Raw genomic sequence first — 24138 nt, forward strand, 5'->3', positions numbered from 1 at the left:
AAACGTCATAATCTGCCAAGAAAATGGAATGATAAGTTTATTAAACTACGAGCGTAACCATAGATACATTGCCTGAAAAACAAATATTTTGTATTCTAACATTTGTTTCGATCATGGGGTTTTAGAAACAAACAGACCCAAGGAAAATATATCAATTGAATGTAGCTGCTACAATAAAAGACATTCATTGACTTTGTTTAAGTGGCACCAAAATGCATTTCAAGGGGGGAATATGATTGTAACGAGCGATGATGCAATACTTTTTCTCGTTATATATTTCTGTATGTATATTCATCAAAAATTATACCGAATGTACCATTTCATAACAGTAGACAATTACTGTTTTAGGGACGCTTATAAAGCCTCTTTTACTGAAGAAAAATCCTTTAGTGCGAAAAATAACATACTCGCATATACTGCCTTTGCATTTGCCTCTTTCGCATTGCTGGTATGTTATAAATTTTCAGTCCAAGAAATCACATATTCAAAAATTCATACGATGATTATTGTCGCTGTATGTGCCTTAATTGCATTTATGCTAATTAAATTAAGAAGGTAATGGACAGCCTTCAGCTAGAATTTAATCAGTAAATAACAGGTAAGTCTGACATTCTTGTTGTGAACCGTGGGGAACGCATATCAGCTTTGGCTTCATGGGTATTTTTAAAGCCTTGCGAAGCCAAAACTAATTTCTTTTTGCCGTATCGGTCATTAATTGCGTCCATCGCTTTCATGAGGCGAGCATCGCGGGGCTGCTCTACATCAAATAGCATTTTGGGCGCGTCCTCTTCTTTCAGAAGATCATCCAGCATCACACCGGCTTTTGTATAAGCATAACCGATCGCTTCCGCTTTTGGATGCCAACCGGCATGAGCGCACCGGCTAACAGCCTGCACAAGATCAAAGGTGTTATTTGTCATTGGCTTCAGCTTTATCGTGCGCGATACCGAATGTTGCGGGGCAGTTTTAGAAAACGCATTTGTGTGAAAAAATGCGGTTATCTGACCAGCAACTAGCCCATGCATTCGCAGCTTCTCAGCTGCACGGGATGCGTGGGCGGTGAGCGCTTGCATAACAGCCTCCAGATTGCGCATTGGTTGCCCTGCAGAACGGGTAACGGCCATACCTTTTTGTTGTGGTGCCACGTCCTCAATTTCAAGGCAACAAATGCCTAGTAATTCGGCGACTGTGCGCTCTAGCACAACAGTGCCGAGTTGACGGGCAAGAGTGCGGGGCATGTCGCGCAATTGGGCTGCGGTCATTATTCCCTGTGATGCTAATTTAATTTGTGTCTGGCGACCAATTCCCCACACTTCCCCGACCGGAATCCGGTCGAGACACCAAGCCAAAACTGCCGATTTTGTAAAGTCGCAGACACCGCCGAAAATTGGATTTTTTTTGGCGGCAAAATTGGCGAGTTTTGCGAGTGTCTTAGTGCTACCGATACCAACACAATTTGGAATGCCGGTCAGCTGGCGAACTGTTGAGCGCATTTCAACCGCTATCGCTTCATAGCGTTCCCCAAAGCCTGAGAGGTCAACAAAATTTTCGTCAATGGAATAGATCTCGTAATGCGGTGAAAACTGGCTAACGGCATCGACAACACGGCGGCTCATATCCCCGTAAAGCGTATAATTTGACGATAGAACTTTAACGCCATGCTCTTTGACCAGATCGCGGATTTTAAAAAGCGGTGCGCCCATTTTGATACCAAGAGCTTTGGCTTCAATGTTACGAGGAATTGTCGGAGGACAAGTCATGTGCCTCCTGCTAGCATGCTAATGTGGAGGTTTGGTCATGCCGCAGCAAACGAAACACCAAGCGGACGTTCAGATTGAAAGTTGGATCACTTTGCAGCGCGATCTCGGAAAGGCGCCCAACACTGTTGCCGCCTATGAAAGGGGTGTGCGCCACTTCGCGGCATTCTGCCGCATGGCAAGCATCGATCTCCTTCATGCTCGAAAGGGAACTATTGCCGCGTACCTGCATCACCTGTGCGCCCGCCCCCTAGGGGGCGGGCGCACAGGTGATGCAGACCGTTCGCTTACCCCGTCTCCAACAATGGCAAATGCCTCATTGCGGCACAGACTGACGATTATTCGGCTGTTCTACGATCACCTTGTCGAAGAGGGGCTGCGTGATACCAACCCCGTACCCCGAGGACGCCGGGGAGCTATTGATGGAACACGTCATCAGACCGCACGTGGTTTGGTACCGGTTCATCGAACCCTTCCGTGGGTTCCTTCTCAAGACCAATGGACAACCATACTAAAGGCTGCTCGAACCGAACCAATCCGCAACCGTCTCATGCTAGCATTCGCCTATGACTGCGCACTACGGCGCGAGGAGCTATGCGCGCTGGAGACGTCAGATCTAGACCCTGCTCAGAGACTGATAACGATCCGTGCAGAAACAACGAAGACCAAGACTGGGCGCATTGTTCCGTACTCTTCCGTTACGGGGGAGTTGCTTGCCGTTTATCTTCGCGAGCGGCGCGCCCTGAGCCGTGCAAGAGGGCCACTCTTCCTGTCGAACTCACCACGCAATTGGGCGATGCCAATCAGCAAATGGACATGGTCGAAGGTCATTCGTGCCATGGGCATTCGGGCGGGCGAGCCTAAGCTTGGCACCCACACAATGCGGCATTTGTGCCTGACTGATCTAGCTAGGGTTGGATGGGACATACATGAAATTGCCCGCTTTGCGGGTCACCGGAATGTGCAGACCACGCTGCTCTACATTCACCTCAGCGCACGTGACCTTTCAGCCAAGTTTGCTGCTACCGCTGCAGAATTACACGAAGCGCGACTTGCCTCGATCATGGAGGTACAACAATGAGTATGCGCACAGATGGGCTCGCACCGGCAAGCCGCGAATTCTGGGAGTTGGCACTACCAGTTGACCGATCGCCTGAGTTGTCGGAGCGAGAACACGGCGCCTTAGACATTTTGGTACAGCTATTCGGTCAGCCCCATGGCCAACGATCGAAAAACGTCTACTCCGATCTCCTCCGACTTCTATTGCCTCTCGAAGCAGCCCTCGACGACATTAAGGCCGCACCAGCTCCGAGAAACTCAGCAATCCGCGTCATGACACAGGAACTCATCATGCGACGGCGAGCATACTGGGCCTGGTCGCAGGATGAATGGAAGGACGTGCTGGGCTCAACCGAGGGCACGTTCCATAAGCGCAACGGATGCCACGGCAATTGCCGTCAGTACGTTATGGCAATCGCGTACCGCCTAGGAGGGTTCGACCGTCTGGAAGACGTTGGTACTTTTAATCAATACAGAATGGCGCTCAAGGTGTTCGGCCGTAAAGAGGTCGATGCCGCAGGTGAACAAGTACGTGATGAGATGCGCTCTGTCGGCTTTCGGTCCAAGGTTCCTCGCGGTGTAAAGCAGGCGCTTTATTCTGCGTTGCTTTACCAGAGGTCAGGCCGATTGGAGGACATCACGGTCAAAACGTTGCGTCGTGTAGCGTCGAGTGATGTAAGAAGCATGCGCACCGGTGCCGCAACTCTCTCGCGTGTCTTGGAGCGGTTAGGAATGATCGAACAAGGTTTTTGTCTCCGACAGGGAGAACGTCGACGGCCAGCCGGCGAGCGAAAGGCAATCGAGAATGTGCCTGACGAATGGCTAGGCTGGTGTGATCGCTGGCGTACAACTGCAACCGCTGCTCCATCGTCCGTGACAAGCAACTACTATGGCATTTTGAAATGTGGCCGATGGCTTGGTGACCAACACCCTGATATTCTTTCACCAGCACAGTGGGATCGGGCACTTGCTCTAGAATACGCTTCGTCCGTGATGAAGATGCGGATTGGAGACTGGTCAACGCCTTTCGGTCCCGTCGGTGCCCGTACGGGTAAGCCTCTGAAACCTGCGGCGGTCGCGTCCCATCTTCGCTGCGTAAGGGCCTTCTTCAACGACTTGCAGGAATGGGAGTGGATCGCGCCTCGGTTCTCTCCGGCTCAGACACTCGTACCATCACGCGCCATACGGGCGAAAATTGGACCGGCACCACGGGTTATCGCTGATGATATTTGGGCGAAGCTGATATGGGCTGCTTTAAATCTAACGGAGAACGATCTTCGAGATCGGTCAAAGCGAGAAGGTTGGGCAGACCAACCACTGCGCTACCCCCTCGCCATGGTGCGGGCGGTAGCGATTTTATGGCTCTTTGGCGGCCTAAGGCGCGACGAAATCCACCGCATGCGAGTAGGTGCAATCCGTTGGTCGCCCGCTCCAGATAGCGAAAGCGGGTTCCCGACCTGCCTCCTCGACGTACCGGTCAACAAAACCAGCCGCGCCTTCACCAAACCGGTGGATTCGATCGTTGGGACGACCATCAAGGGATGGGAGGCAGAACGACTTCCCCACCCACAATCTATCGACAATAAAACCGGTGAGCGGGTCGACTGGCTCTTTGTCTATAAAGGGCGCCGGATGGCACCTGCCTACATTAATCGTGCGCTCATTCCAATTTTATGCGCCAAAGGAGGGGTGCCCGAGACTGACGCTCGCGGGCGGATCACCAGCCACCGTGCTCGAGCAACGATCGCGACGCAGCTCTTCAACGCCAAAGAGCCCTTGTCACTGTTCGAGCTTCAAGCTTGGCTCGGCCACACCTCACCGCATGCGACCCAGTATTATGCGGCCATTACTCCCACGAAGCTGGCCCGATCGTTCGACCGCGCTGGCTACTTTGAGCGAAATGTACGCACGATCGAGGTTCTGATCGACCAAGCGGCACGGCGGACGAGTGGCGATGGGCCTGCGGAACCTTGGCAATACTACGACCTAGGACACGGCTACTGCACCTATGATTTTTTCGACCAATGCGCGCACCGAATGGCGTGCGCCAAATGCTCCTTTTACGAACCGAAAGAGTCTGCGCGTATGCAAGCGCTGGAAGCGCAGGGTAACCTCAAGCGAATGTTGCAAGAGATCCCGCTGACCGAGACTGAGCGAGAAGCAGTCGAAGACGGTGGGAGGCTAATGGCCACACTTGCCGCCAGTCTCGAACGCGTACCGACACCAGACGGGCGCTTACGTCAGCGGATCGAAGCAAGGAACCAGGGAAAGCCCTGATATGCAAGGCTTCATGATATGATCCCAGCCTAGAACGACCCTTACCGCCAATCGAGTCTCGACGTATAGTTTCTCAAAATGGCCGTTCATACGGGGCATAGCTAGGGTGTAAGCCAGCCAAAATCAGACCTGATTGCTCAGCTGGCAGGGGGCATAATAACACTCACCAAAGGCGCGGGATCAACGGTTGCGTTCATAGAAAGGGAACATTCACGGGTTTTGTCGCAAACTTTTTATGTCGGACCATATATGCGATGAGTGGCGTCGGTTACAGATTGATGAGAGGCATTGGGGTTTTGTCGCAAACTTTTTATGTCGGACCATATATGCGATGAGTGGCGTCGGTTACAGATTGATGAGAGGCATTGAACATGGTCGATTTCAAGGGAACGCATTTCCCCAAAAGTGTCATCCTGTATGCCGTTTTCTTCTATGTTCGTTATTCAGTTTCGTATCGTGATCTTCAGGAAATAATGGCCGAACGAGGCGTAGAGATTGACCATGCAACACTGAACCGATGGGTTGTTAAATACTCGCCGCAGATTGCAACTCATGCTCAGAAGCGTAAACGCGCAACACTAGGCTCATGGCGTGTTGACGAGACCTATATAAAGGTCAAAGGGAAATGGACCTATCTATATCGGGCCGTTGATCGTGACGGCCAAACCCTTGATTTCATGCTCTCTGAGCGCCGCAACCTCAGCGCTGCGCGGCGTTTCCTTAAAAAGGCTATCGCAAGCAATAGTGTTCCGAACAAGATTGTTATTGATAAAAGCGGAGCTAATTTGGCTGGTGCGCAGGCTATAAATAATATCCTTAAGATCACCGATACGGACAAGCTGATTGAGATTCTTCAGGTCAAATACCTGAACAACATTCTTGAACAGGATCATCGTTTCATCAAGCGGGTCACCAAGCACATGTTGGGCTTCAAAGCGTTTCATTCCGCTTCAGCCACCATTGCAGGGATCGAAGTGGCTCACATGATCCGCAAGAACCAATTCGCAAATGACAATCGCTCGCCATTCGTAGTGTTCGCGGAGCTCGCAGCATAATTGTGCCCACAGATAAGGCCGCACTTAACTTACTGCAAAATTTGCGACACAACCCTCGGTAATACCCCCATTTTTAACGGGGTTCTGGCGTGGAATTTATGCTGCCATTTTCAGTTTCTGCGCGGGTGTTATTCCGCCTATGCCCATATTGGGACGTTCATTGTTGTAAGTCCATAACCAATCTGTCGCGAAGGCTTGCGCTTCTTCAATTGTCTCAATGATATATTGGTCTAGCCATTCGTGCCTGACAGTCCGGTTATAGCGTTCAATATAGGCATTTTGCTGAGGCTGTCCTGGTTGAATATACAAGATGGTAATAGAGTGTTTTTCAGCCCACCCCAGAAGTTTACCACTGATATATTCCGGGCCATTATCAACGCGTATAGTCTCTGGCTTGCCGCGCCATTCGATGATCTGGTTCAAACTTCGAATAACCCGTTCTGTTGGCAAAGAGAAATCCACCTCAATGCCTAAGCCTTCACGGTTAAAATCATCCAGTACATTCAATAGCCGGAATGACCGGCCGTCTGCCAACTGATCTGCCATGAAATCCATCGACCAGACCAAATTAGGTTTTGTTGGAACTACCAGAGCATCAGGTTTATCCCTTTTAAGGCGTTTTCGGGGCTTAATTCGAAGGTTCAGCTCCAACTCACAATAAATACGATAAACCCTCTTGTGGTTCCAGCCATAGCCTTTGACATTACGAAGATAAAGAAAGCACAATCCAAAACCCATGTCTTTTTAGCTGCCGTTAGTCCAATCAGAAGATCTGCAATTTCTTCATTCTCATGACGAAGAAGAGGGCTATAGCGATAACAGGTCTCGCTTACTTCAAAAGCTCGGCATGCACACGCAATACTGACATCAGGCCGTTTCGCAGCTATCACGGCCATATCTCGACGCTCCGAGCGCCCCGTTACTTTTTTCCAAGAGCTTCTTTCAGTAAGTCATTTTGCATGCTCAGGTCAGCAAACATTCTCTTTAGCCGACGGTTTTCATCCTCGATAGATTTCATCTGGCTGACCATCGAGGCATCCATGCCGCCATATTTCGAGCGCCATTTATAAAATGCTGAATTGCTCATGCCGTGTTCGCGGCAAAGCTCAGGAACAGACACACCACCCTCAGCTTGGCGTAAGATTGCAAGGATTTGTGGATCGGTAAATCTAGTCGTTTTCATAAAAATCTCCTCGTTTATTAAACAGAGAAAATTCCACTTTCAAACACCTTTAATTAAAGGGGGGATTACCAAGCCCCCCGTGGCTCACGCAGCCACTCCCATCATGGGGCCGGAACTAATAAATATCGCCTCCAAAGAAAATGACGACGCGGATTTCGTCCAGCGTGGAGGAAGAAGGAATATAGGACTACAGAATGAATCAAAAAGAACTAAATCACGAGTTCTTTAATATGAGTTCATTGTATGTTGCACCTGATCTTATTGGTTGGACATTCAATGTTGGTTCAACTGGGGGAATAATTGTAGAAACCGAAGCCTATACGCGTTCCGATCCTGCCTCACATAGCTTTCGAGGTAAAACACTCAGCAATTCCTCAATGTTTGGAATACCTGGCTCAAGCTATGTATATCGCTCATATGGTCTTCATTGGTGTATGAATTTTGTCTGTGCGGATGCATCCGCAGTATTAATAAGAGCTCTCCATCCCTTATCTGACTTACCAACTATGATGCAAAGGAGGGGAACACAAAATATCAAGGCATTGTGTTCTGGCCCGGGTAAACTTTCTCAGGCTCTTAATATTAACAAAATGCTGGATGGGCAGTGTTTAAAAGACCTCCCTTTTTTTCTCGTACCAAGAACTCAAACTCCGCCGATAGAAACAGGTAGAAGGATTGGGATTACCAAAGCCGCTGAATATCTCTGGAGATTTAAATTAGCTGATACAGCTTTCGTTGGAGAAATAAATCTGTCTAAAACTCCTCTATTAGATAAATAGGTTTTTTCAGATATGGAACTAAAAATGGGTACATATTAGTCATTGATGTTGAAATTTTTGTACCACGAGATGACAAAACTCAAGCTCCAATATTATTTGCAATTGCAAGGAGTTGAGACGGAAGGATTGTTACTTACTCATAAAAGTTAGTAACTGCTCTGCCAATTCCATAGGGGAATCTTCAGCCATATGATGCCCACTATCAATACTTGAGCCAGTTACAATATGCTCAGACCATGGTTGCCATATTTGAATTAGGTTATCATAAAGCTCTGGAAGGTCATCTCTCTCAGACCATATTAGGTGCACTGGACATTGAAGTTTTTTGCCGATGGATCGATCATGAAGATCATGTTTGTAATCGACTTGTAAACCGGCTCGATAATCGCCTAGCATACCTTTAACGGTTTCAGAATCTTTAATAGCATTCAGAAAATCCATATAATTTTCAACGCCCATTGCTTCTATGCTCCCCCCATACCAGCTTATAGGGTCTGCTAATATTGCTTGTTCCGGTTTGTTGTGTTGGGCATAAAAAAACCAATGCCACCATTTTGTAGCAAACTGAACCCTACAGCGCTCGAGAGCCTCGATAATTGGCACGCAATCAAGTAAGGCGAGTTTCATGATGTTGATGGGATGATCCATCGCGAGACGAAATGCTGTATAACTGCCTCTGTCATGACCGGCTAGATTAAAGCGGTCAAACCCTAAATATCTCATGAGAGCGATACAATCTCTAGCTTTTGCTCTTTTTGAAGAAGCTTCATAGTCATAAGGGTCTATTGGCTTACTTGATTGACCAAAACCTCTTAAATCAGGACAGACAACTGTAAAATGTTGAGATAATAAAGGTGCCACCAAATGCCAAGTTGTATGTGTTCGTGGGTGGCCATGTAGCAAAAGCAAAGGCGGGCCATAACCACCGTGACGCACGCGCAAGTTTGCTTCTGGTAGCTCAATAACTTCCAATTTAAAATTATCAAACATAATGATCTTATTCCATGAATACATAGTGATTTTTTCACTATATTAAATTAGCGCAAAATAAATTTTTTCAAGTTGGTTTTATTAGAAAAATATTACTAAAATTATTATTTATTTGTGGAATAATAAAAAAAATAACTCAAATTACTTTACCTGTAGGTTTGTATAAAAAAGATTCAAATTTATATGAAATTTATCATGTAATTTGGGAACCATTCTACCTATTAATCATTAAATACATATAAAATTATTTTAGAAGGAAAATTTAATGTTCAATAAAATGGTACTTATTAGTGGTGCAATGATGCTGACTGCATTGACTGCCCATGCTCAAGATACAAAACCTGCTGAGCAGCCGGCAACTACTACAGAAACGCCCGCGGTTACGACGCCAGATAGTGTTAATCCAGCTGCTCCTGTGGCAGGTAGTAACAGTTTCACAGAAGATCAAGCGAAAGTGCGCATGGTCGATGAAGGTTATACGGATATCACCAACTTAAAATTAAGTGATGATGGTATTTGGAAAGCCGATGCCATGAAAAATAACACTAAAGTAACAGTTAATCTTGACTATCAAGGTAATATAACTGCGAAATAAATTGTATTATAAATTTGAGGAGATAAAAAATGAGAGTAGTTACTGGATTATATGACGATTACGCCACAGCACAAAGTGTTGTAGGCGATCTAGAGGATGCTGGAATTAATTCTGACGATATCAGTATTGTAGGCCATAATTCCCACAATGATACTAACGCTGCTGAGGGGGCGGGCGTTGGAGCTGGAATTGGTGCCGCCGTGGGTGGAGCAGGTGGGTTATTGGCCGGACTTGGACTTTTAGCAATCCCTGGCGTCGGCCCAGTGGTAGCAGCCGGATGGCTAGCGGCGACGGCCGCTGGAGCAGTTGGTGGCGCCGTTGTTGGGGGGGCTGCGGGTGGCCTGATTGGTGCGCTAACAAATTCTGGCGTATCTGAAGAAGATGCCCATGTTTACGCTGAAGGCGTTCGTCGTGGTGGTACACTAGTTACGGTACGTGTTCCTGAAGAACAATATGCCGTTGCACAGAGCATTGTATCGCAATCCAATGTGAACCTGGAACAACGGAGAAGCCAATATGCAGAAGAGGGTTGGGAAAGTTTTGACGGAACGGCAAAACCTTATACAGTCGAAGAAATTGAAGCCGAACGATTGCGGTTCCGATAATTAAATTATAAAAAACGGGCAATAGCCCGTTTTTTTTATTCATTACTCAATCTGAGTTAATTGCGACTGTAGGCCACTATTCCCTCAGCTGCTTGAGTTCCTAATTTATACGAACCTTCAATGCCTTGAATGAAAGGATACTTATCTAAAATATGAGGAATGCTTAGACAATAGAATTCGCTAAAGTGGTCCCCGCCCAAACATAATCTAAAATGGTCATCTAGTTCCAAACCAGTTTCGTTTTCCGCAATCTATGTTGATATGGATTGAAAAGGAAAATCGGTATCGGAAAGAGGCTTATTGCCAGTTGCGTCAATCAAGTAATCAAAATTTTCTTTAAAATCTTCACCTTTGATGGCAATGAAACCTTCGTCAGCAGGATTTCCAATCACATAGTCCTCAGGTAATTTTTTAATATTTAAAATGCCGGCTTTATGTGCGGCCAATATTCTTTTGATGGATTGATGGGGAACGGATGCATAGTCATCGACAAATATTGGTTTAATTAACGAATTAAAACGCTCTAAATCCTCTAGGGTCAAATGTGGGACTATTAGACCGAATGTCTCATGCATTCTTAAAATGGCGTACCGCCATTGCACAGTTTTTTTATCATTATAATTAAGTTGTGTTGTTCTTAAATTATCGGCAGCCCACACAAATGGGTCATGGTTTATACGTGGAGAAAAATAGGCTGTGTTAAATTGTTGCAGATCCAAGGCTTCCAAGGATATTGATGCGGCGTAATCAGGATCAGAGTACAAAAGCTGCAACTTAAAGAGATGAAAGGTTTCATCCAATAAATCGCTCTGACAATGGTGGATAAAATTTTGAACCAATTCTTCTGTAAAAATCTCTAGCGGCTCATAAGGAAGAGGGCAAAAAAAGTCTGCCTCAGGTAAAATGCCCTTTCTCGACATCATCGTGATATCCAGCTGCGAGACGTTGGGGTTTAGATTATATGCCAACTCCCCGGTTTCATTTTCTATAAACGAGCCGTTATTATGGGCAACTGCAACAAATGCATCGATTGCACTAAGCGAAGTACCTAATATTCCCACTTTACAATTTCTTATTTTATTCAGCTTTTTGTAAGGCCATGGGCTAGCCATTAGATTTCCGGCATCTATAGCCTTATCGTAATAATGTCCGGTTGCCATTACTACATGATCATACGTCAATATCTGTTTTATAAAATTGTAAGAATGAACCCTTAATTCAAATTTTTCGTTTAAATAGTCAACATCTCTTACAAAGCTATTATTCTGAATATTTATTTTATGGCCTTTAGCGATTAGTAGCTTAATTATTTCTATAAGTTGCTCTTGGAAATATTTTCCAAGGAGTATTCTGGGATAAAATCCTCTTTCAGTAATATTTTCTTTGCTTATCTCATAGATTTCTAATTCTGAACCATGAAGTTTATGAAGCCAAGTGCAATAAGTTTCCAACAGATTAGGTATCTCAATACTAGAAATGTTAGCAAGCATTTGTTTGCTGTTGACGGTTGGGCAGTATGGCGTGCCCGTACCCAATGCGGCAGCTTGTTCAAAAAGCGTTATGTTAAATTTTATTTCGCTCTCAAGCAACGCTTTGAGAAAATATATACCAGTAGGTCCTGACCCTATCACTGCTACGCTTCGCATGCCGCATTCCAATTGAGATTTATATCACTGGTCAAGAACGAGGGCAGGGAACTCTTTGTTCCATGGCGATTGATAAATCCGATTACTTGGCTGATTCAACATTCTGGCACGGAACAAAACGCTACGGTAGATTGTTTCTGTAAACTTAAATCTCCATTCAAAGTCGAGGGTATCAAATGGCATTCGATAGCAAGGATAAATTAATTCTGGCACTAGCAGCTTTACTGCGAGCGGAACGTGAAACACGCGGTGCATTGGAAACGGCACTAGAGAATGACAGTATCTCAAGAGAAACTTTGATTGCTATTATCTCAGATCCTGTACCGGTGATTACACAAGACGATCTCGATTTCGCAGAACAATTTGCCCTATCTCGCCATCTTGCTGTGGGGAAAATTAGCTGATGTAGAAGGACATACTACCATGACTACGGATAAACTTTCCGCCTACAGAAAGAAACGCAACTTCTACGTTAGTAATGAGCCTGGAGAATCACGGCAGCTTGATGAGACCACACGGTAATACCCCCATTTTTAACGGGGTTCTGGCGTGGAATTTATGCTGCCATTTTCAGTTTCTGCGCGGGTGTTATTCCGCCTATGCCCATATTGGGACGTTCATTGTTGTAAGTCCATAACCAATCTGTCGCGAAGGCTTGCGCTTCTTCAATTGTCTCAATGATATATTGGTCTAGCCATTCGTGCCTGACAGTCCGGTTATAGCGTTCAATATAGGCATTTTGCTGAGGCTGTCCTGGTTGAATATACAAGATGGTAATAGAGTGTTTTTCAGCCCACCCCAGAAGTTTACCACTGATATATTCCGGGCCATTATCAACGCGTATAGTCTCTGGCTTGCCGCGCCATTCGATGATCTGGTTCAAACTTCGAATAACCCGTTCTGTTGGCAAAGAGAAATCCACCTCAATGCCTAAGCCTTCACGGTTAAAATCATCCAGTACATTCAATAGCCGGAATGACCGGCCGTCTGCCAACTGATCTGCCATGAAATCCATCGACCAGACCAAATTAGGTTTTGTTGGAACTACCAGAGCATCAGGTTTATCCCTTTTAAGGCGTTTTCGGGGCTTAATTCGAAGGTTCAGCTCCAACTCACAATAAATACGATAAACCCTCTTGTGGTTCCAGCCATAGCCTTTGACATTACGAAGATAAAGAAAGCACAATCCAAAACCCCATGTCTTTTTAGCTGCCGTTAGTCCAATCAGAAGATCTGCAATTTCTTCATTCTCATGACGAAGAAGAGGGCTATAGCGATAACAGGTCTCGCTTACTTCAAAAGCTCGGCATGCACACGCAATACTGACATCAGGCCGTTTCGCAGCTATCACGGCCATATCTCGACGCTCCGAGCGCCCCGTTACTTTTTTCCAAGAGCTTCTTTCAGTAAGTCATTTTGCATGCTCAGGTCAGCAAACATTCTCTTTAGCCGACGGTTTTCATCCTCGATAGATTTCATCTGGCTGACCATCGAGGCATCCATGCCGCCATATTTCGAGCGCCATTTATAAAATGCTGAATTGCTCATGCCGTGTTCGCGGCAAAGCTCAGGAACAGACACACCACCCTCAGCTTGGCGTAAGATTGCAAGGATTTGTGGATCGGTAAATCTAGTCGTTTTCATAAAAATCTCCTCGTTTATTAAACAGAGAAAATTCCACTTTCAAACACCTTTAATTAAAGGGGGGATTACCATTCATTAACCGTCGCAGTAAAAATGATGTTTGCATCAGTTACGGGAATTAAACCTGATTTGGGCGACCATCGCGAGACAGGTATGTAAATAAGAATGATAATTTTTAGAGCAACTACAATATAAAACCTACACGTCTCGTTTGTGGGTCTATTTAAGACCTATGATTATTTAGCAATATAATTCCCTGCGGCATTTATACGGAGGAGGGATATCATGAAAATTACCCGATCTTGTTAGCTTGAATCTTGTACCACATCGCAACTGAGAAAAGGCTTTATTACCATAAAAGGAACCCCGAATTTCCGGGGCTCCTTACTTTAGGAAATTAATAAATTACGTTTTATTAATTGATGAAATCGCCAAATTTGTAAGCTTATTATTGGTGGCTTTTTCTTGATCAAGAATTCCACTTAAGAGTGTATGAGCTTCGTCATGTCCAAGTTCTTTCGCCCATTCACGTAGCGAGCCATATCGGGCAATTTCATAGTGTTCGACAGCTTGGCACGCGGCCAACAAACCAGCATCCAGTGCTGTGCCTGAGGCCTCTTCAATTAACCCGTCAGTTTCTTTGATGAGCCCTTCTATTGCATCACACTTTTCGCCTTCGGCCTTCAGACCAATAGACTTAAATACCTGCTTAAGCACTTCAATTTGATCTTTTGTTTCCGCAAGATGATCATTTGCCGCTTGTTTCAATTTAGCATCTTTTGCTGCCTTAGCAACATTTGGGAGTGCTTTTGTAATAGCATTCTCAGCGTAATATACATCTTTAAGAGTATGCACAAAAATATCTGCTAATGTTTTCATTTCATTCCTCCTGTTGTCTTAGATAACGCTTGAATGGCGACTATGGTTGCGATTACGCAAAATAAGTTCATTTATTAGTAAACTGTTCTAGCTCCTCAATTATTTTAGAAACGAATGATGGAAGATCGTCGGGGTTTCTTGAGGTGATTATTGCAGTGTCACAGACCACACTATCATCTACCCAAATGCCGCCAGCGTTTTTAATATCAGTTTTGATGGACTTATATGAGGTCACACAAAGGCCATTTATTATCTGTGCTTCAACAAGAAGCCAAGGTGCATGACATATTGCAGCTATGATTTTACCGTGCTTATGAAACTCCTGAATAAGTGTAATTACCGTTTTTTCTGTTCGCAAAAGATCAGGATTAATTTGCCCGCCAGGAAGGATGAGACAATCAAAATCCTGCACATTTATCTCTTTTATTAAATAGTCTACGGTGATTTGGTCTCCCCAATCGCCATTATCCCAGCTTTTAATCGGATCACTCGACAATGATGCAATTTTTACGTCTGCGCCAAATTTCTTAAGCTCTTCGAAAGGAACACGCAGTTCAGAACGTTCGTACCCATGCGTGGCAACGATGAGAACCTTATAATCGTTAGGGTTTAAAGGCATTAATTTTCTCCTTTAGGTGCGTATTACAAAACCAACTTTTAAAGCATCGAAAAGCTCCCAAAAAAATAGCGCATGAAAACTATAAGGATTCATGCGCTATTATCTTAAGTGTTAAGGTCAGTCGGTGTGCTATTTACGGTAGGCTAGACCACTCCAAATGCGTCCTTCATCACGATGGCGACCGCCATGGATTGCGCCGATATAAGCTGCTGCTGCAGCCACTAACGCTGCTGCTGCGAGAAGAAAAGCGCTTAGAATAGAAGCTACGCGGGCTTTTTCGGCCACTTCAATCGCTTTTTCCTTGGCATCTGCAACGGTTTTCTCAGCACTAGCCTTCAACTCGTCAAATTGCTTTTGGGCTTCTTCGACTTTTTTCTGTGCCTCTGCGCGCAGCTCTCCCACACGTGCTATAGATTGATCTACGCGTGTTTGGGCTTCTGTCTGGGTTAAGTTCGTCTGAGCCGCAACTTCTGAAACTAACCAGGTTCGATCGGCATCAGAAATCTCACCTGTTCGCAAAAGGCTCCCCAGAATTCCAGTTACCTGTCGTGTTGCTCTATCCACATTCCCAATCTGGGAGTCTGCTGTTTCTGGGGTTGCTGCGCTTTTACGCAACAAGCTATCGGTTATATAATCAAACGGATTATTTTTAAGGCTCTGAGGAAGCATTTCATCAAAGGTAGGCGCTACTGCTTGTCCAGCTCCTTGAGCCGCGCCTGCTAGTGCATTTCCTGCCCCGGATATCAGACCTCCACCCAGTTGACCAATGCCTTGAGCTGTACCACCGATGGCCGAACCTGTGGCTTCAAGTGTTGACTGAGCGACATTGCTAACAGCTTTTACCCCACCAGTGATAGCACTTGCAGCGAAAAAACCGGAGATTAGTATGCCGATACCCCATACAGCCAAACCATTGAGTCCATCACGAATAGTCGTTTCATCACGGGTTGCATTTCCAACTGGACGTCTCATTCTACCGGTTATGTAACCACCGAGCATATAAGATGCGACCATAGAAATAACGGCGAAAAGCGCGGTTATTATCAACCACGTCGTGCTGATATCGCCACCGTCCTCTGCCGTTATTGAACCAAGACCTAATCCGGCTGCAAATGTGGTGAACACCACTACAATACCAGCCGAAATCACTGAACCAGCTAGGATTGCGGCCCAATCGACATAACTGCGATCTGATTCAACTTTAATATTATTTTGCTCTACCATTATCGTAATCCCAACATTGAAAGGATAAACAAGACAATCACAACAAGACCAACAAGATAAATAATGGAATTCATAGAGCTACCCTCCTATACGGATTTGCACCGTGGAATTAATAATAGTAATTTTTATAGAACTATTAGTACGTTCAGCTTTTATAACGTCGCTGAGTAAAATAAGTTGCACGCATATAATTGGATAAGCCTTCCCATACTAATTTTAATTCAGAGAGAGGGTTTTTCGTAAAATGCACTAATTTAAGTAAAATCTCATATTTATTGCACTGAATAATATTATTTTAAGTTTTTAAGTATTTTTTATTGTAATTATCTAATTACAAAATATAGATTCAGTATTTTAGTTAACTGCAAATTTTATGGAACCTACATTATGTTTTTGCGTTGAATATTTATCGGATTTTCGTGAATATTCTATGGGACTTAAAACATGTGTGGCATATGTGGTGAAATCAATTTCAAGGGCGAGCCTAGTATTGTAAATGTAGAAAAAATGATGGTTGTGTCGCAAATTTTGCAGTAAGTTAAGTGCGGCCTTATCTGTGGGCACAATTATGCTGCGAGCTCCGCGAACACTACGAATGGCGATTGATTGTCGTTGGCGAATTGATTCTTGCGGATCATGTGAGCCACTTCGATCCCTGCAATGGTGGCTGAAGCGGAATGGAATGCTTTGAAGCCCATCATCGGCCGGGTGACCCGCTTGATGAAACGATGATCCTGTTCAAGAATGTTGTTCAGGTATTTGACCTGAAGAATCTCAATCAGCTTGTCCGTATCGGTGATCTTAAGGATATTATTTATAGCCTGCGCACCAGCCAAATTAGCTCCGCTTTTATCAATAACAATCTTGTTCGGAACACTATTGCTTGCGATAGCCTTTTTAAGGAAACGCCGCGCAGCGCTGAGGTTGCGGCGCTCAGAGAGCATGAAATCAAGGGTTTGGCCGTCACGATCAACGGCCCGATATAGATAGGTCCATTTCCCTTTGACCTTTATATAGGTCTCGTCAACACGCCATGAGCCTAGTGTTGCGCGTTTACGCTTCTGAGCATGAGTTGCAATCTGCGGCGAGTATTTAACAACCCATCGGTTCAGTGTTGCATGGTCAATCTCTACGCCTCGTTCGGCCATTATTTCCTGAAGATCACGATACGAAACTGAATAACGAACATAGAAGAAAACGGCATACAGGATGACACTTTTGGGGAAATGCGTTCCCTTGAAATCGACCATGTTCAATGCCTCTCATCAATCTGTAACCGACGCCACTCATCGCATATATGGTCCGACATAAAAAGTTTGCGACAAAACCCATGCATAAGCGCAGCGGCTCAGGATATAGGCCGAGTAATTTATCAAGAAATATGGCCGGTAGCATAATTGCTAAAAATGCCACCCCCACAATGAGCAATACGGGATCGTAAATCTCGCGCATAAATTTTAGCATTTCATTCCCTTTCTATGCCGCCCTTGGGCAAGGCATCCTCTTTATCCGTGTAACGGCTTCAGCTGTTACCGGAGCAAAGAGGGGGCGAAGCCCGCCGATAGTTCGGCACGAATTTCGGTCATGGCTCATTCCAGCAAAAACTGAAGGTTCAGCTGAAGGATGAAAGCCGTTTTTGCGGGAATGACGCTTGCGCTTGGCCGTTGACCGTATGAGTGGCGATGCTATGGCGGCAATAAATATAAAAAGTTGCGCAGCCGGCCGAATTATTTCCGTAAGGGATTGTAACCCGAAGGGACGAAACCGCTATGCGGGTTCGGTGTAGTTCGCCCTAGCGCCGCAAAGCGGTGCCAGGGCGAACGGAATAAAGCCCGACCCGCAGGGGTACGGCCAATTTCTTAAATTTATCGGAGATCCGGATTCAACATTTCTGGCTTACATGCAGTTTTTGCAACAGCTTTGCATTCACCAGATTTTCATATTCAGACGAATTTAAGTATGCCATTTTAACTTTATCTGAAAGAAAAATCAGATTTTCCGGCAAGCTCGCGGAAGCATTATGCAACGTCAGCTCGTGGCTTTCATTATAGTTTGCTGACTGGCTAAAAGCCTTCTCAAACGCCCAAAAATCATTTATCGCGTCGGAAAAATTAGGATAAATTTCAATAATAATTTCGCCAAGTTGGCGGTGCGTTATCGCATAAAACTCATGCTGAGAAGTCAATTCCATTCCCCCCAAGCTTCAGCGGTGCGCCCCCGCTAACATGCTCATTGATCCCTTGGTGATCGGGGAGTTAGAATACCGTACTTGACGATCCTCATAGCCTTTAGCTCGTTGAGCCTGTTGCATACGCTACAAGCTCCCCGACCATAAAAGTCAAAGAGTCTGGTGCTGTAACGGCCAACACCAACCGCAAGTAAGGGGATTCTAAGCCCCAAAGCGATGCGTTTTCGCTTCGCTGTGAAAGTTATCCTATTTCAAAATATTTGTCGCCTCGATCGGCATAATTTATTTTGGCTTTTCAAGAAATGTATGACCGCCGCAGGCGATCATTCTTTATTTGATTTTCTTTTTCCCTTTTCCGCGCCGCAGCGCTCTAATCCGTGGCCGGTTTAGCGGTCTACGGATTTCCCTACGGCACCGGATAAATGTGCGCTCAAGCCTCCGACAAAAATTATCCACCGTGCTAAAAGGCACGGCAGATTATTCATCGCGGAAAGTTTCAGGAAAAAGTGGGAACGGCTTTTGGCCGTTCCCTGCTTCAGTCCGTGAGCGGGGCTATGCTTTGGACTGAAACAAGCGGTCATTGGGATGATCGCTAACGATACAATGACCCATATTTCCGGATGAAACTAGCTTTGGCACTACAAGGTTTTTTCCGCTGTAAAATTTACGCCGCCTTTGCGCTTGCCAGCGCAAAAACCGAATTTTGCAGCCTCAATTCATCGTTTTCAGCCTTATTGAGCATACCCACGAAATACGCGCCGGGTGATTTCACGGTCTGATCAGCATATTTTTGCAGGGTGATTGCGAGCGCCGTTGCAATCAACTCGGCCGATAATAAATTGCGCGACCGAGCGAGCGCGAATTTTGAAATGCCACAAATACCGGCCATTACGCCGGTTATAGCAACAAAATCGCGCCAGCTTGCATTTTCGGGCAACATATCTTGCACAAATGGGGTCGCCTTCAGCACAAGCGATAAGTCAATTGCTAGGCTTTGCGCTGATTTTAGCTTGTCATGGCTCAAGGTTTCCGATTGGCTTTTTTCCAAAGCCGAAAAGCTGGCTTGTCCAGCTTCATTTAAATTTTGTTGTGAGCCGTTAGGCGAACTCCGTTCATCCTTACTAATACAATTGGAATTATAAGGGTTTGTATTATCTATGTGCGTGACTGTTTGCGCATTCGTGCATGACTTTTTAGATTGAAAAACATATATGTTTTCGTGCTTTACGCTGAATAGGCGCTCTGTAAGTCGGTGCAGGATCGCGGCTGCGCGTTCCAGATAGTCAGTCGTAGCATATGCAGACTTTCCAATGATGCGCATTACCTTTGCACAATGGGCTTCCTGAGCCTGCAAGAAAGCAGCTGGCAGGTGTTGCGAACATGGCAGAGCATTCTTCCATTGGCGCAATGCAGCGCGATACGACCTAACAGCGGCTTGGTGCTGTGATCGTAAAATCTGCATATCTTTGACTTGCTGCGCCAGCTCGTAATATCGAGCAACCAGCACTCTTAAATCAATGCCAAATCCATCAATAATATTTTGCCCGATATGGCGCGTTGAATGACGCTTATAATTTGGACTGTCCTTCATTGTGATCAGACCGGCATCATAAAGACATGACAACATACGGCTGATTGTTTCAGGCCGTGCATATCCGAGTTCAGCGGCAAGCGTGGCATTCGATTTAAAGACAATAGGCTTTTGGCCGTCTTTAAATTGGTCATGCGTTGCCGACTGAATGAGCGCTGCAAGCAATGTGGCTTCCTTAGCTCGGATAGTTCCAAGCAAGGGAAGTTTGATTGCTAAATCGAGCAGCTTAAAACGGCTGACTTGGCCGAGTTCTGCCGTTTCGGCCAATTGTATAAAATTGAGCCGATCAGCTGACAGTTTCCTGCCTGCGGTATAGTTCGGGTACATCTGCCCACCTCCAAAAAGGTGAGGCCAGACAAAGCTTTCCCGTTCACCGAAACGATGCTTTTGTTATTGACTTTTGGGGAAAGGGCAACTATGTTCTTTTTAACAACTTGAAATTTTGTGCCGCTTTCGGAGTTCGCTTCGGGAGCGGTTTTCTTTTATGGCCTCATTTAATCTCCATATGAATCATGTGCGCGAGCGCAATTTGAGCGAAAACATAGCTCAGTTATGGTTACTTTTGCAATATTATCGACGCTATTGAGCAAAAAATGCCAAGTGAAATATGACAGATTTAACACCTATCTATATGATATTACTCAATAATATAAATTTCATCTGAAATTGATTATTGCGAATAGTTGGCTTTTTTTACCTATAACATTACGCAAAACACGGATTTTACGACTCAAAATCTATGCACAACATGGCATATTTAGTCATTAGCGCATACTGATTTGATTTATTCAGCATGTCAAATATATGAAGGCTAAATTTCAGAGCGCTTATTGTTAAGAAAAACACACAATAGAAAAATGTATTCGTTCCCGCATAATGTCATGAAATTTAATTCGTAAAATTGCGGGCAAATTTTACCTATTAGTCTAATTAATTATATACTTGTAATAGACACAGATTTTAATAACGCTATTGTGAGTTGTGAGCGGGCTGTCTGTAGGGAACGAAAATGGGCTATGCCAAGTATATTACGTAGAATTGATACACATGCCAAAAGCCTAATCAAAAACTCGGTTTTGCAAAAACTTTCATCCCAGGAAGAAAACCCAACTCCGATTTTTGTTGATGTTGATCAGGTCGACAATTTCAACCGACAGGTTGGGGTTGTTATACGGTCTTACCGTAAGGAAGCAGAAATTAGTCAAAAGGAACTGGCTGACTCTGTGAACATACCACTCAACACACTGCGTTCCTTTGAAAATGGGGAAACGGGTGTACCGCTTTTGGTAACACTGAACATATGCCATCGACTTCACATAGAACTGATGGATCTACTGATCTTGATTTCACCTAAATATCTAAGTGAAAATCCGGATAAAAGTTACTGTATGCGTGAAATTTTTAAGCGCTTACGAGGCAGTAGCCTTGATGTAATCAGGGGTACTAATTTGCTGCTATCGCTGCCAAAGAACAAGGCTCAATGACATATAATGGTGTTGTCACGTTAACTGGGCTACAGTTGCCTGCCTGACGGTTTGGGCGTAAATTTTGGCGATGCAGACATCAGTTATCATCTTCAAGCGTCACCGTTTTCCGCCACAGATTATTGCTCATGCGGTGTGGCTTTATCTGCGGTTCAACCTTAGTCTGCGTGAAGTTGAGGAAATGCTGCTTGAGCGTGGAATCGACGTATCATACGAGACAGTTCGTCGTTGGATCGCCAAGTTCGGCCCCCAGATCACACGCAACTTGCGGCGGCGTCAGGCGCGCCCCGGCGATATTTGGTATTTGGACGAAGTGGTCGTCAAATGCGCTGGAGAAAAATTCTGGCTTTGGCGTGCGGTGGATCAACATGGCTCCGTTCTCGAAGAAATCTTGCAGAAGCGGCGTGATAAAAGGGCGGCAAAGGGATTGCTTGTGGCGTTAATGAAGCGCTATGGCTTTGCTCCCAAACGGATCATCACCGATAAGCTCCGCTCCTACGGTGCAGCAAAGGCAGAAGTGGCACCCGGCCTTGACCATTGGTCGCACAAGGGCCTCAATAATCGGGCCGAAAATAGCCATCTGCCGTTTAGGAAACGGGAGCGAACCATGCAAGGTCATCGGTCACCTGGAGCGTTGCAACGGTTCGTCTCCATGCACTCAGCGACCCGCAATTGTTTCTCTGTTCCATCTCGTCGCCGAGCCGCACACACAATTCGCTACCATCGCCTCGAAGCTTTCGATGCATGGAAAATTGCGGCCTGTTTCGCCTGAATATCTACGAGCCCCTGGCCTTTCCGGCCAGAGAAACTTAACGTGACAACACCCGCGCAAATGTTTAGGGTACAAAACACCTGCAGAAGTCTTTCGGCAGAAACTCTTCGCAAACAGACATCGTTTTGCGTAAACTCAAACCGAAAAGTCGCGCTTCAGCCTGACCTCACATCTCAATGCAACGCCGCGCAAGTGTCTTGGATTTAAGACACCAGCCGAGGCTTTTGCTACACTTTTGCAGGATTCAGCTTAATCAGATACCCTCACCTATGGCATGATGCACTTGGAGTAGCTTTTCCAACTTTTCCAACTTTCAGATTCGGCGCATTCCACCTCGGCCTTCGTAAGCAAGGCGTCACATATAAATCACCGGTGAATGCCCCGATATCCGTCTACCGTATATCTGTGCCCCTTTAATGTTCAGGGGCCGAACAGGTGTCCCGGATCAGCGCCTTTGAGACAGAAGTGTTTTAATTGAGAAGAGAGGATTTTCGGCTCATCGTAGCTCTATCAAAGGAAGCGAAGATGAGACAGAAAACCGTGCCACAGACATCGGCGGCCGAGAAGACGATCAAGGATATCCGCCGCGCGACGCGCAAGCACCATTCGTCGGAGGAGAAGATCCGCCGCCTGATCGCCACACGCTCTCCTTTTTGTAAAGGGCATCGGCTTAAGGGCCCGCCTCATGCCTCGACCGTCTTCAAATGGGGGTGCGCCGGACCTACTCGATAAATTCGACCACGACGCCTGGCTTGACCATTCCAGCCAGTTCCTCGACGTCCCAGTTGGCTAGCCGAACACATCCATGCGAGCCAACCTTGCCGATAAGCTCGGGTTCAGGCGTGCCATGAATCCCGTAGGTCGGTTCGGTGAGGTCGATCCAGACTGTCCCGACAGGACCGTTCGGCCCGCTCGGCAGTTCAAGGATCTTCTTGTTGTTGCCCTGCTGGAAATTGATCTTCGGATTGTAGGTGTACGTCGGCATTCGCGACACGCCCTTGACCTTGTGTGTCCCGGTTGGAGAGGGTGAATCCTCGCTGCCGATTGTCGCTGGATAGACCGCGAGCAGCGAGCTGTCTTCAGCAAAAGCGAAAACCTGCGCCAGTTTGCGATGAACCTCGATCCGCTTGACCGATCCGGTCCTGGCAGCGCCGGGAATGGCGACAGCGATCGTTTCGCCCGGCTTGAAGGCCGCCGTCGGATTGAGGGCCTTGATCAGCGCGATATGCATGTGGAACCGCTCGGCCAGCTTCTCCGCAATGCTGGTGTAGCCGAGATGCTCCATCCTGGCCTGTTCGGCATAGTCTTTCGGAATGCTCTCGACGATATCCTTGCTGTCTTCCTGAATTATGGCATAGGCCTGGATGGCCGGGGCATCATCGGTCAAGCGGCCCAATACGTCGGGATCGAGCTTCCCATCCACTGGCAGACGTTGAAGCGCCTCGAAGCCGGCGATCGCTTTCGTCAGGTTGTCGCCGAAATACCCGTCGATGACGCCCGGCGATGAACCAGCCCGGTCGAGCAGGACCTGCAGATGCACGATGGCGGGATTGGGCTCGGTCTGTTTTTCCGCCGGCGCCTCGATCGGAAGGGACGCGATCGCCGCGGTATTGACGGCTTGTGCGTCGATCGGCGCTGCAAAGGCTGGGGAACAGAGCGTTAGAGCGGCGGTCAGTGAAAGGTACCGAAGGGCATTCTGCATGGGCTACCGATAAATTGGGGAGAGCCTCCACATCGGTGGATGGAGAGGCTTCATTTGATAGAGGTTACGCAAGGAAGAGGCCGCCCTTT

Annotated in this window: 21 protein-coding genes and 1 pseudogene; 10 read left to right on the forward strand and 12 right to left on the reverse strand. The window is 46.1% G+C overall.

All coding sequences use genetic code 11. The features are described from left to right. Nucleotides 1-584: 584 nt before the first annotated feature. Nucleotides 585-1760 (reverse strand): Y-family DNA polymerase, encoded by a 1176-nt coding sequence (locus KHQ09_RS18230; RefSeq protein ID WP_213600377.1) that lies wholly within the window; start codon nt 1758-1760, stop codon nt 585-587. A 37-nt stretch (nt 1761-1797) separates the two neighbouring features. Between KHQ09_RS18230 and KHQ09_RS18235 the strand changes: the two genes are divergently transcribed. From KHQ09_RS18235 to KHQ09_RS18245, 3 genes are all read left to right on the forward strand, one after another. After that, on the forward strand, nt 1798-2838 hold the full coding sequence (locus KHQ09_RS18235) for a tyrosine-type recombinase/integrase (protein ID WP_213600378.1): 1041 nt from the start codon (nt 1798-1800) through the stop codon (nt 2836-2838). Next, nucleotides 2835-5093 carry a tyrosine-type recombinase/integrase gene (locus tag KHQ09_RS18240; protein ID WP_213600379.1) on the forward strand — a complete coding sequence of 753 codons (2259 nt, stop codon included), beginning with the start codon at nt 2835-2837 and terminating at the stop codon, nt 5091-5093. Before KHQ09_RS18235 ends, KHQ09_RS18240 begins: the two co-directional genes overlap by 4 nt. Nucleotides 5094-5464: 371 nt before the next feature. Then, nucleotides 5465-6148 carry an IS6 family transposase gene (locus tag KHQ09_RS18245; protein WP_213600380.1) on the forward strand — a complete coding sequence of 228 codons (684 nt, stop codon included), beginning with the start codon at nt 5465-5467 and terminating at the stop codon, nt 6146-6148. Nucleotides 6149-6244: 96 nt separating this feature from the next. Here KHQ09_RS18245 and KHQ09_RS18250 read toward each other — a convergent pair. Beyond that, a pseudogene (locus tag KHQ09_RS18250) lies at nt 6245-7331 on the reverse strand (IS3 family transposase). 194 nt (nt 7332-7525) lie between these two features. Between KHQ09_RS18250 and KHQ09_RS18255 the strand changes: the two are divergent. Further along, the gene (locus KHQ09_RS18255) at nt 7526-8110 is read left to right on the forward strand and encodes a DNA-3-methyladenine glycosylase (RefSeq protein WP_213600381.1); all 585 of its coding nucleotides are present in this window, start codon (nt 7526-7528) and stop codon (nt 8108-8110) included. Between the two features lie 129 nt (nt 8111-8239). On the opposite strand, the gene KHQ09_RS18260 is transcribed toward KHQ09_RS18255, so the two are convergent. After that, nucleotides 8240-9100, reverse strand: a complete 861-nt coding sequence (locus tag KHQ09_RS18260) for an alpha/beta fold hydrolase (RefSeq protein ID WP_213600382.1) — start codon at nt 9098-9100, stop codon at nt 8240-8242. 265 nt (nt 9101-9365) lie between these two features. On the opposite strand from KHQ09_RS18260, the gene KHQ09_RS18265 reads away from it, so the two are divergent. Together KHQ09_RS18265 and KHQ09_RS18270 are read left to right on the forward strand one after the other, a co-directional pair. Beyond that, nucleotides 9366-9695, forward strand: a complete 330-nt coding sequence (locus KHQ09_RS18265) for a PepSY domain-containing protein (RefSeq protein WP_213600383.1) — start codon at nt 9366-9368, stop codon at nt 9693-9695. Between the two features lie 29 nt (nt 9696-9724). Further along, on the forward strand, nt 9725-10300 hold the full coding sequence (locus KHQ09_RS18270; RefSeq protein WP_213600384.1) for a general stress protein: 576 nt from the start codon (nt 9725-9727) through the stop codon (nt 10298-10300). 251 nt (nt 10301-10551) lie between these two features. Here the strand turns inward: KHQ09_RS18270 and KHQ09_RS18275 are convergent, their stop codons facing one another. Beyond that, nucleotides 10552-11946 (reverse strand): FAD/NAD(P)-binding protein, encoded by a 1395-nt coding sequence (locus tag KHQ09_RS18275; protein WP_213600385.1) that lies wholly within the window; start codon nt 11944-11946, stop codon nt 10552-10554. 176 nt (nt 11947-12122) lie between these two features. On the opposite strand from KHQ09_RS18275, the gene KHQ09_RS18280 reads away from it, so the two are divergent. Next, nucleotides 12123-12350 (forward strand): hypothetical protein, encoded by a 228-nt coding sequence (locus KHQ09_RS18280; RefSeq protein WP_213600386.1) that lies wholly within the window; start codon nt 12123-12125, stop codon nt 12348-12350. 152 nt (nt 12351-12502) lie between these two features. On the opposite strand, the gene KHQ09_RS18285 is transcribed toward KHQ09_RS18280, so the two are convergent. The 7 genes from KHQ09_RS18285 to repC all read right to left on the reverse strand — a co-directional run bounded on the left by KHQ09_RS18285 (nt 12503) and on the right by repC (nt 20418). Continuing rightward, nucleotides 12503-13590 (reverse strand): IS3 family transposase gene (locus KHQ09_RS18285; protein WP_113946470.1). Its coding sequence is split into 2 segments (ribosomal slippage): nt 12503-13329 and nt 13329-13590, totalling 1089 coding nucleotides; the frame shifts between segments, so codons are not numbered across the junction. Between the two features lie 405 nt (nt 13591-13995). Further along, nucleotides 13996-14469 (reverse strand): YciE/YciF ferroxidase family protein, encoded by a 474-nt coding sequence (locus KHQ09_RS18290; RefSeq protein ID WP_213600387.1) that lies wholly within the window; start codon nt 14467-14469, stop codon nt 13996-13998. 67 nt (nt 14470-14536) lie between these two features. Continuing rightward, on the reverse strand, nt 14537-15088 hold the full coding sequence (locus KHQ09_RS18295) for a DJ-1/PfpI/YhbO family deglycase/protease (protein WP_213600388.1): 552 nt from the start codon (nt 15086-15088) through the stop codon (nt 14537-14539). A gap of 129 nt (nt 15089-15217) precedes the next feature. Continuing rightward, nucleotides 15218-16312, reverse strand: coding sequence for a hypothetical protein (locus KHQ09_RS18300; protein WP_113946541.1), 1095 nt, complete (start codon nt 16310-16312; stop codon nt 15218-15220). A gap of 566 nt (nt 16313-16878) precedes the next feature. Then, the gene (locus KHQ09_RS18305; protein WP_113943263.1) at nt 16879-17562 is read right to left on the reverse strand and encodes an IS6 family transposase; all 684 of its coding nucleotides are present in this window, start codon (nt 17560-17562) and stop codon (nt 16879-16881) included. A 632-nt stretch (nt 17563-18194) separates the two neighbouring features. After that, nucleotides 18195-18503, reverse strand: a complete 309-nt coding sequence (locus KHQ09_RS18310) for a hypothetical protein (RefSeq protein WP_213600389.1) — start codon at nt 18501-18503, stop codon at nt 18195-18197. A 661-nt stretch (nt 18504-19164) separates the two neighbouring features. Next, complete coding sequence (repC, locus tag KHQ09_RS18315) at nt 19165-20418, reverse strand: plasmid replication protein RepC (protein WP_213600390.1); 1254 nt, start codon at nt 20416-20418, stop codon at nt 19165-19167. A 689-nt stretch (nt 20419-21107) separates the two neighbouring features. Between repC and KHQ09_RS18320 the strand changes: the two genes are divergently transcribed. The 3 genes from KHQ09_RS18320 to KHQ09_RS18330 all read left to right on the forward strand — a co-directional run bounded on the left by KHQ09_RS18320 (nt 21108) and on the right by KHQ09_RS18330 (nt 23079). After that, nucleotides 21108-21575 carry a helix-turn-helix transcriptional regulator gene (locus KHQ09_RS18320; protein ID WP_213600391.1) on the forward strand — a complete coding sequence of 156 codons (468 nt, stop codon included), beginning with the start codon at nt 21108-21110 and terminating at the stop codon, nt 21573-21575. Nucleotides 21576-21645: 70 nt separating this feature from the next. Beyond that, nucleotides 21646-22347 carry an IS6 family transposase gene (locus KHQ09_RS18325; protein ID WP_109366704.1) on the forward strand — a complete coding sequence of 234 codons (702 nt, stop codon included), beginning with the start codon at nt 21646-21648 and terminating at the stop codon, nt 22345-22347. A 525-nt stretch (nt 22348-22872) separates the two neighbouring features. Beyond that, a complete protein-coding gene (locus tag KHQ09_RS18330) occupies nt 22873-23079 on the forward strand; it encodes a hypothetical protein (protein ID WP_213630879.1) in 207 nt (68 codons plus the stop codon). Here the strand turns inward: KHQ09_RS18330 and KHQ09_RS18335 are convergent. Continuing rightward, nucleotides 23069-24049 (reverse strand): L,D-transpeptidase family protein, encoded by a 981-nt coding sequence (locus KHQ09_RS18335; protein WP_213630880.1) that lies wholly within the window; start codon nt 24047-24049, stop codon nt 23069-23071. The two genes, KHQ09_RS18330 and KHQ09_RS18335, sit on opposite strands and share 11 nt — an antisense overlap. Between the last annotated feature and the right edge of the window lie 89 nt (nt 24050-24138).

The sequence above is a fragment of the Pseudochrobactrum algeriensis genome, from assembly GCF_018436245.1.
Taxonomy (GTDB): domain Bacteria; phylum Pseudomonadota; class Alphaproteobacteria; order Rhizobiales; family Rhizobiaceae; genus Pseudochrobactrum; species Pseudochrobactrum saccharolyticum.

What these genes read in the sequence shown, in the direction of transcription:
- KHQ09_RS18310 (WP_213600389.1), bottom strand. Translation starts at nt 18,503, where the DNA reads ATGGAATTGACTTCTCAGCATGAGTTTTATGCGATAACGCACCGCCAA.
- KHQ09_RS18265 (WP_213600383.1), top strand. Translation starts at nt 9,366, where the DNA reads ATGTTCAATAAAATGGTACTTATTAGTGGTGCAATGATGCTGACTGCA.
- KHQ09_RS18280 (WP_213600386.1), top strand. Translation starts at nt 12,123, where the DNA reads ATGGCATTCGATAGCAAGGATAAATTAATTCTGGCACTAGCAGCTTTA.
- KHQ09_RS18245 (WP_213600380.1), top strand. Translation starts at nt 5,465, where the DNA reads ATGGTCGATTTCAAGGGAACGCATTTCCCCAAAAGTGTCATCCTGTAT.
- KHQ09_RS18235 (WP_213600378.1), top strand. Translation starts at nt 1,798, where the DNA reads ATGCCGCAGCAAACGAAACACCAAGCGGACGTTCAGATTGAAAGTTGG.
- KHQ09_RS18270 (WP_213600384.1), top strand. Translation starts at nt 9,725, where the DNA reads ATGAGAGTAGTTACTGGATTATATGACGATTACGCCACAGCACAAAGT.
- KHQ09_RS18325 (WP_109366704.1), top strand. Translation starts at nt 21,646, where the DNA reads ATGCAGACATCAGTTATCATCTTCAAGCGTCACCGTTTTCCGCCACAG.
- KHQ09_RS18240 (WP_213600379.1), top strand. Translation starts at nt 2,835, where the DNA reads ATGAGTATGCGCACAGATGGGCTCGCACCGGCAAGCCGCGAATTCTGG.
- KHQ09_RS18290 (WP_213600387.1), bottom strand. Translation starts at nt 14,469, where the DNA reads ATGAAAACATTAGCAGATATTTTTGTGCATACTCTTAAAGATGTATAT.
- KHQ09_RS18330 (WP_213630879.1), top strand. Translation starts at nt 22,873, where the DNA reads ATGAGACAGAAAACCGTGCCACAGACATCGGCGGCCGAGAAGACGATC.
- KHQ09_RS18295 (WP_213600388.1), bottom strand. Translation starts at nt 15,088, where the DNA reads ATGCCTTTAAACCCTAACGATTATAAGGTTCTCATCGTTGCCACGCAT.
- KHQ09_RS18300 (WP_113946541.1), bottom strand. Translation starts at nt 16,312, where the DNA reads ATGGTAGAGCAAAATAATATTAAAGTTGAATCAGATCGCAGTTATGTC.
- repC (WP_213600390.1), bottom strand. Translation starts at nt 20,418, where the DNA reads ATGTACCCGAACTATACCGCAGGCAGGAAACTGTCAGCTGATCGGCTC.
- KHQ09_RS18255 (WP_213600381.1), top strand. Translation starts at nt 7,526, where the DNA reads ATGAATCAAAAAGAACTAAATCACGAGTTCTTTAATATGAGTTCATTG.
- KHQ09_RS18275 (WP_213600385.1), bottom strand. Translation starts at nt 11,946, where the DNA reads ATGCGAAGCGTAGCAGTGATAGGGTCAGGACCTACTGGTATATATTTT.
- KHQ09_RS18230 (WP_213600377.1), bottom strand. Translation starts at nt 1,760, where the DNA reads ATGACTTGTCCTCCGACAATTCCTCGTAACATTGAAGCCAAAGCTCTT.
- KHQ09_RS18260 (WP_213600382.1), bottom strand. Translation starts at nt 9,100, where the DNA reads ATGTTTGATAATTTTAAATTGGAAGTTATTGAGCTACCAGAAGCAAAC.
- KHQ09_RS18335 (WP_213630880.1), bottom strand. Translation starts at nt 24,049, where the DNA reads ATGCAGAATGCCCTTCGGTACCTTTCACTGACCGCCGCTCTAACGCTC.
- KHQ09_RS18305 (WP_113943263.1), bottom strand. Translation starts at nt 17,562, where the DNA reads ATGGTCGATTTCAAGGGAACGCATTTCCCCAAAAGTGTCATCCTGTAT.
- KHQ09_RS18320 (WP_213600391.1), top strand. Translation starts at nt 21,108, where the DNA reads ATGCCAAGTATATTACGTAGAATTGATACACATGCCAAAAGCCTAATC.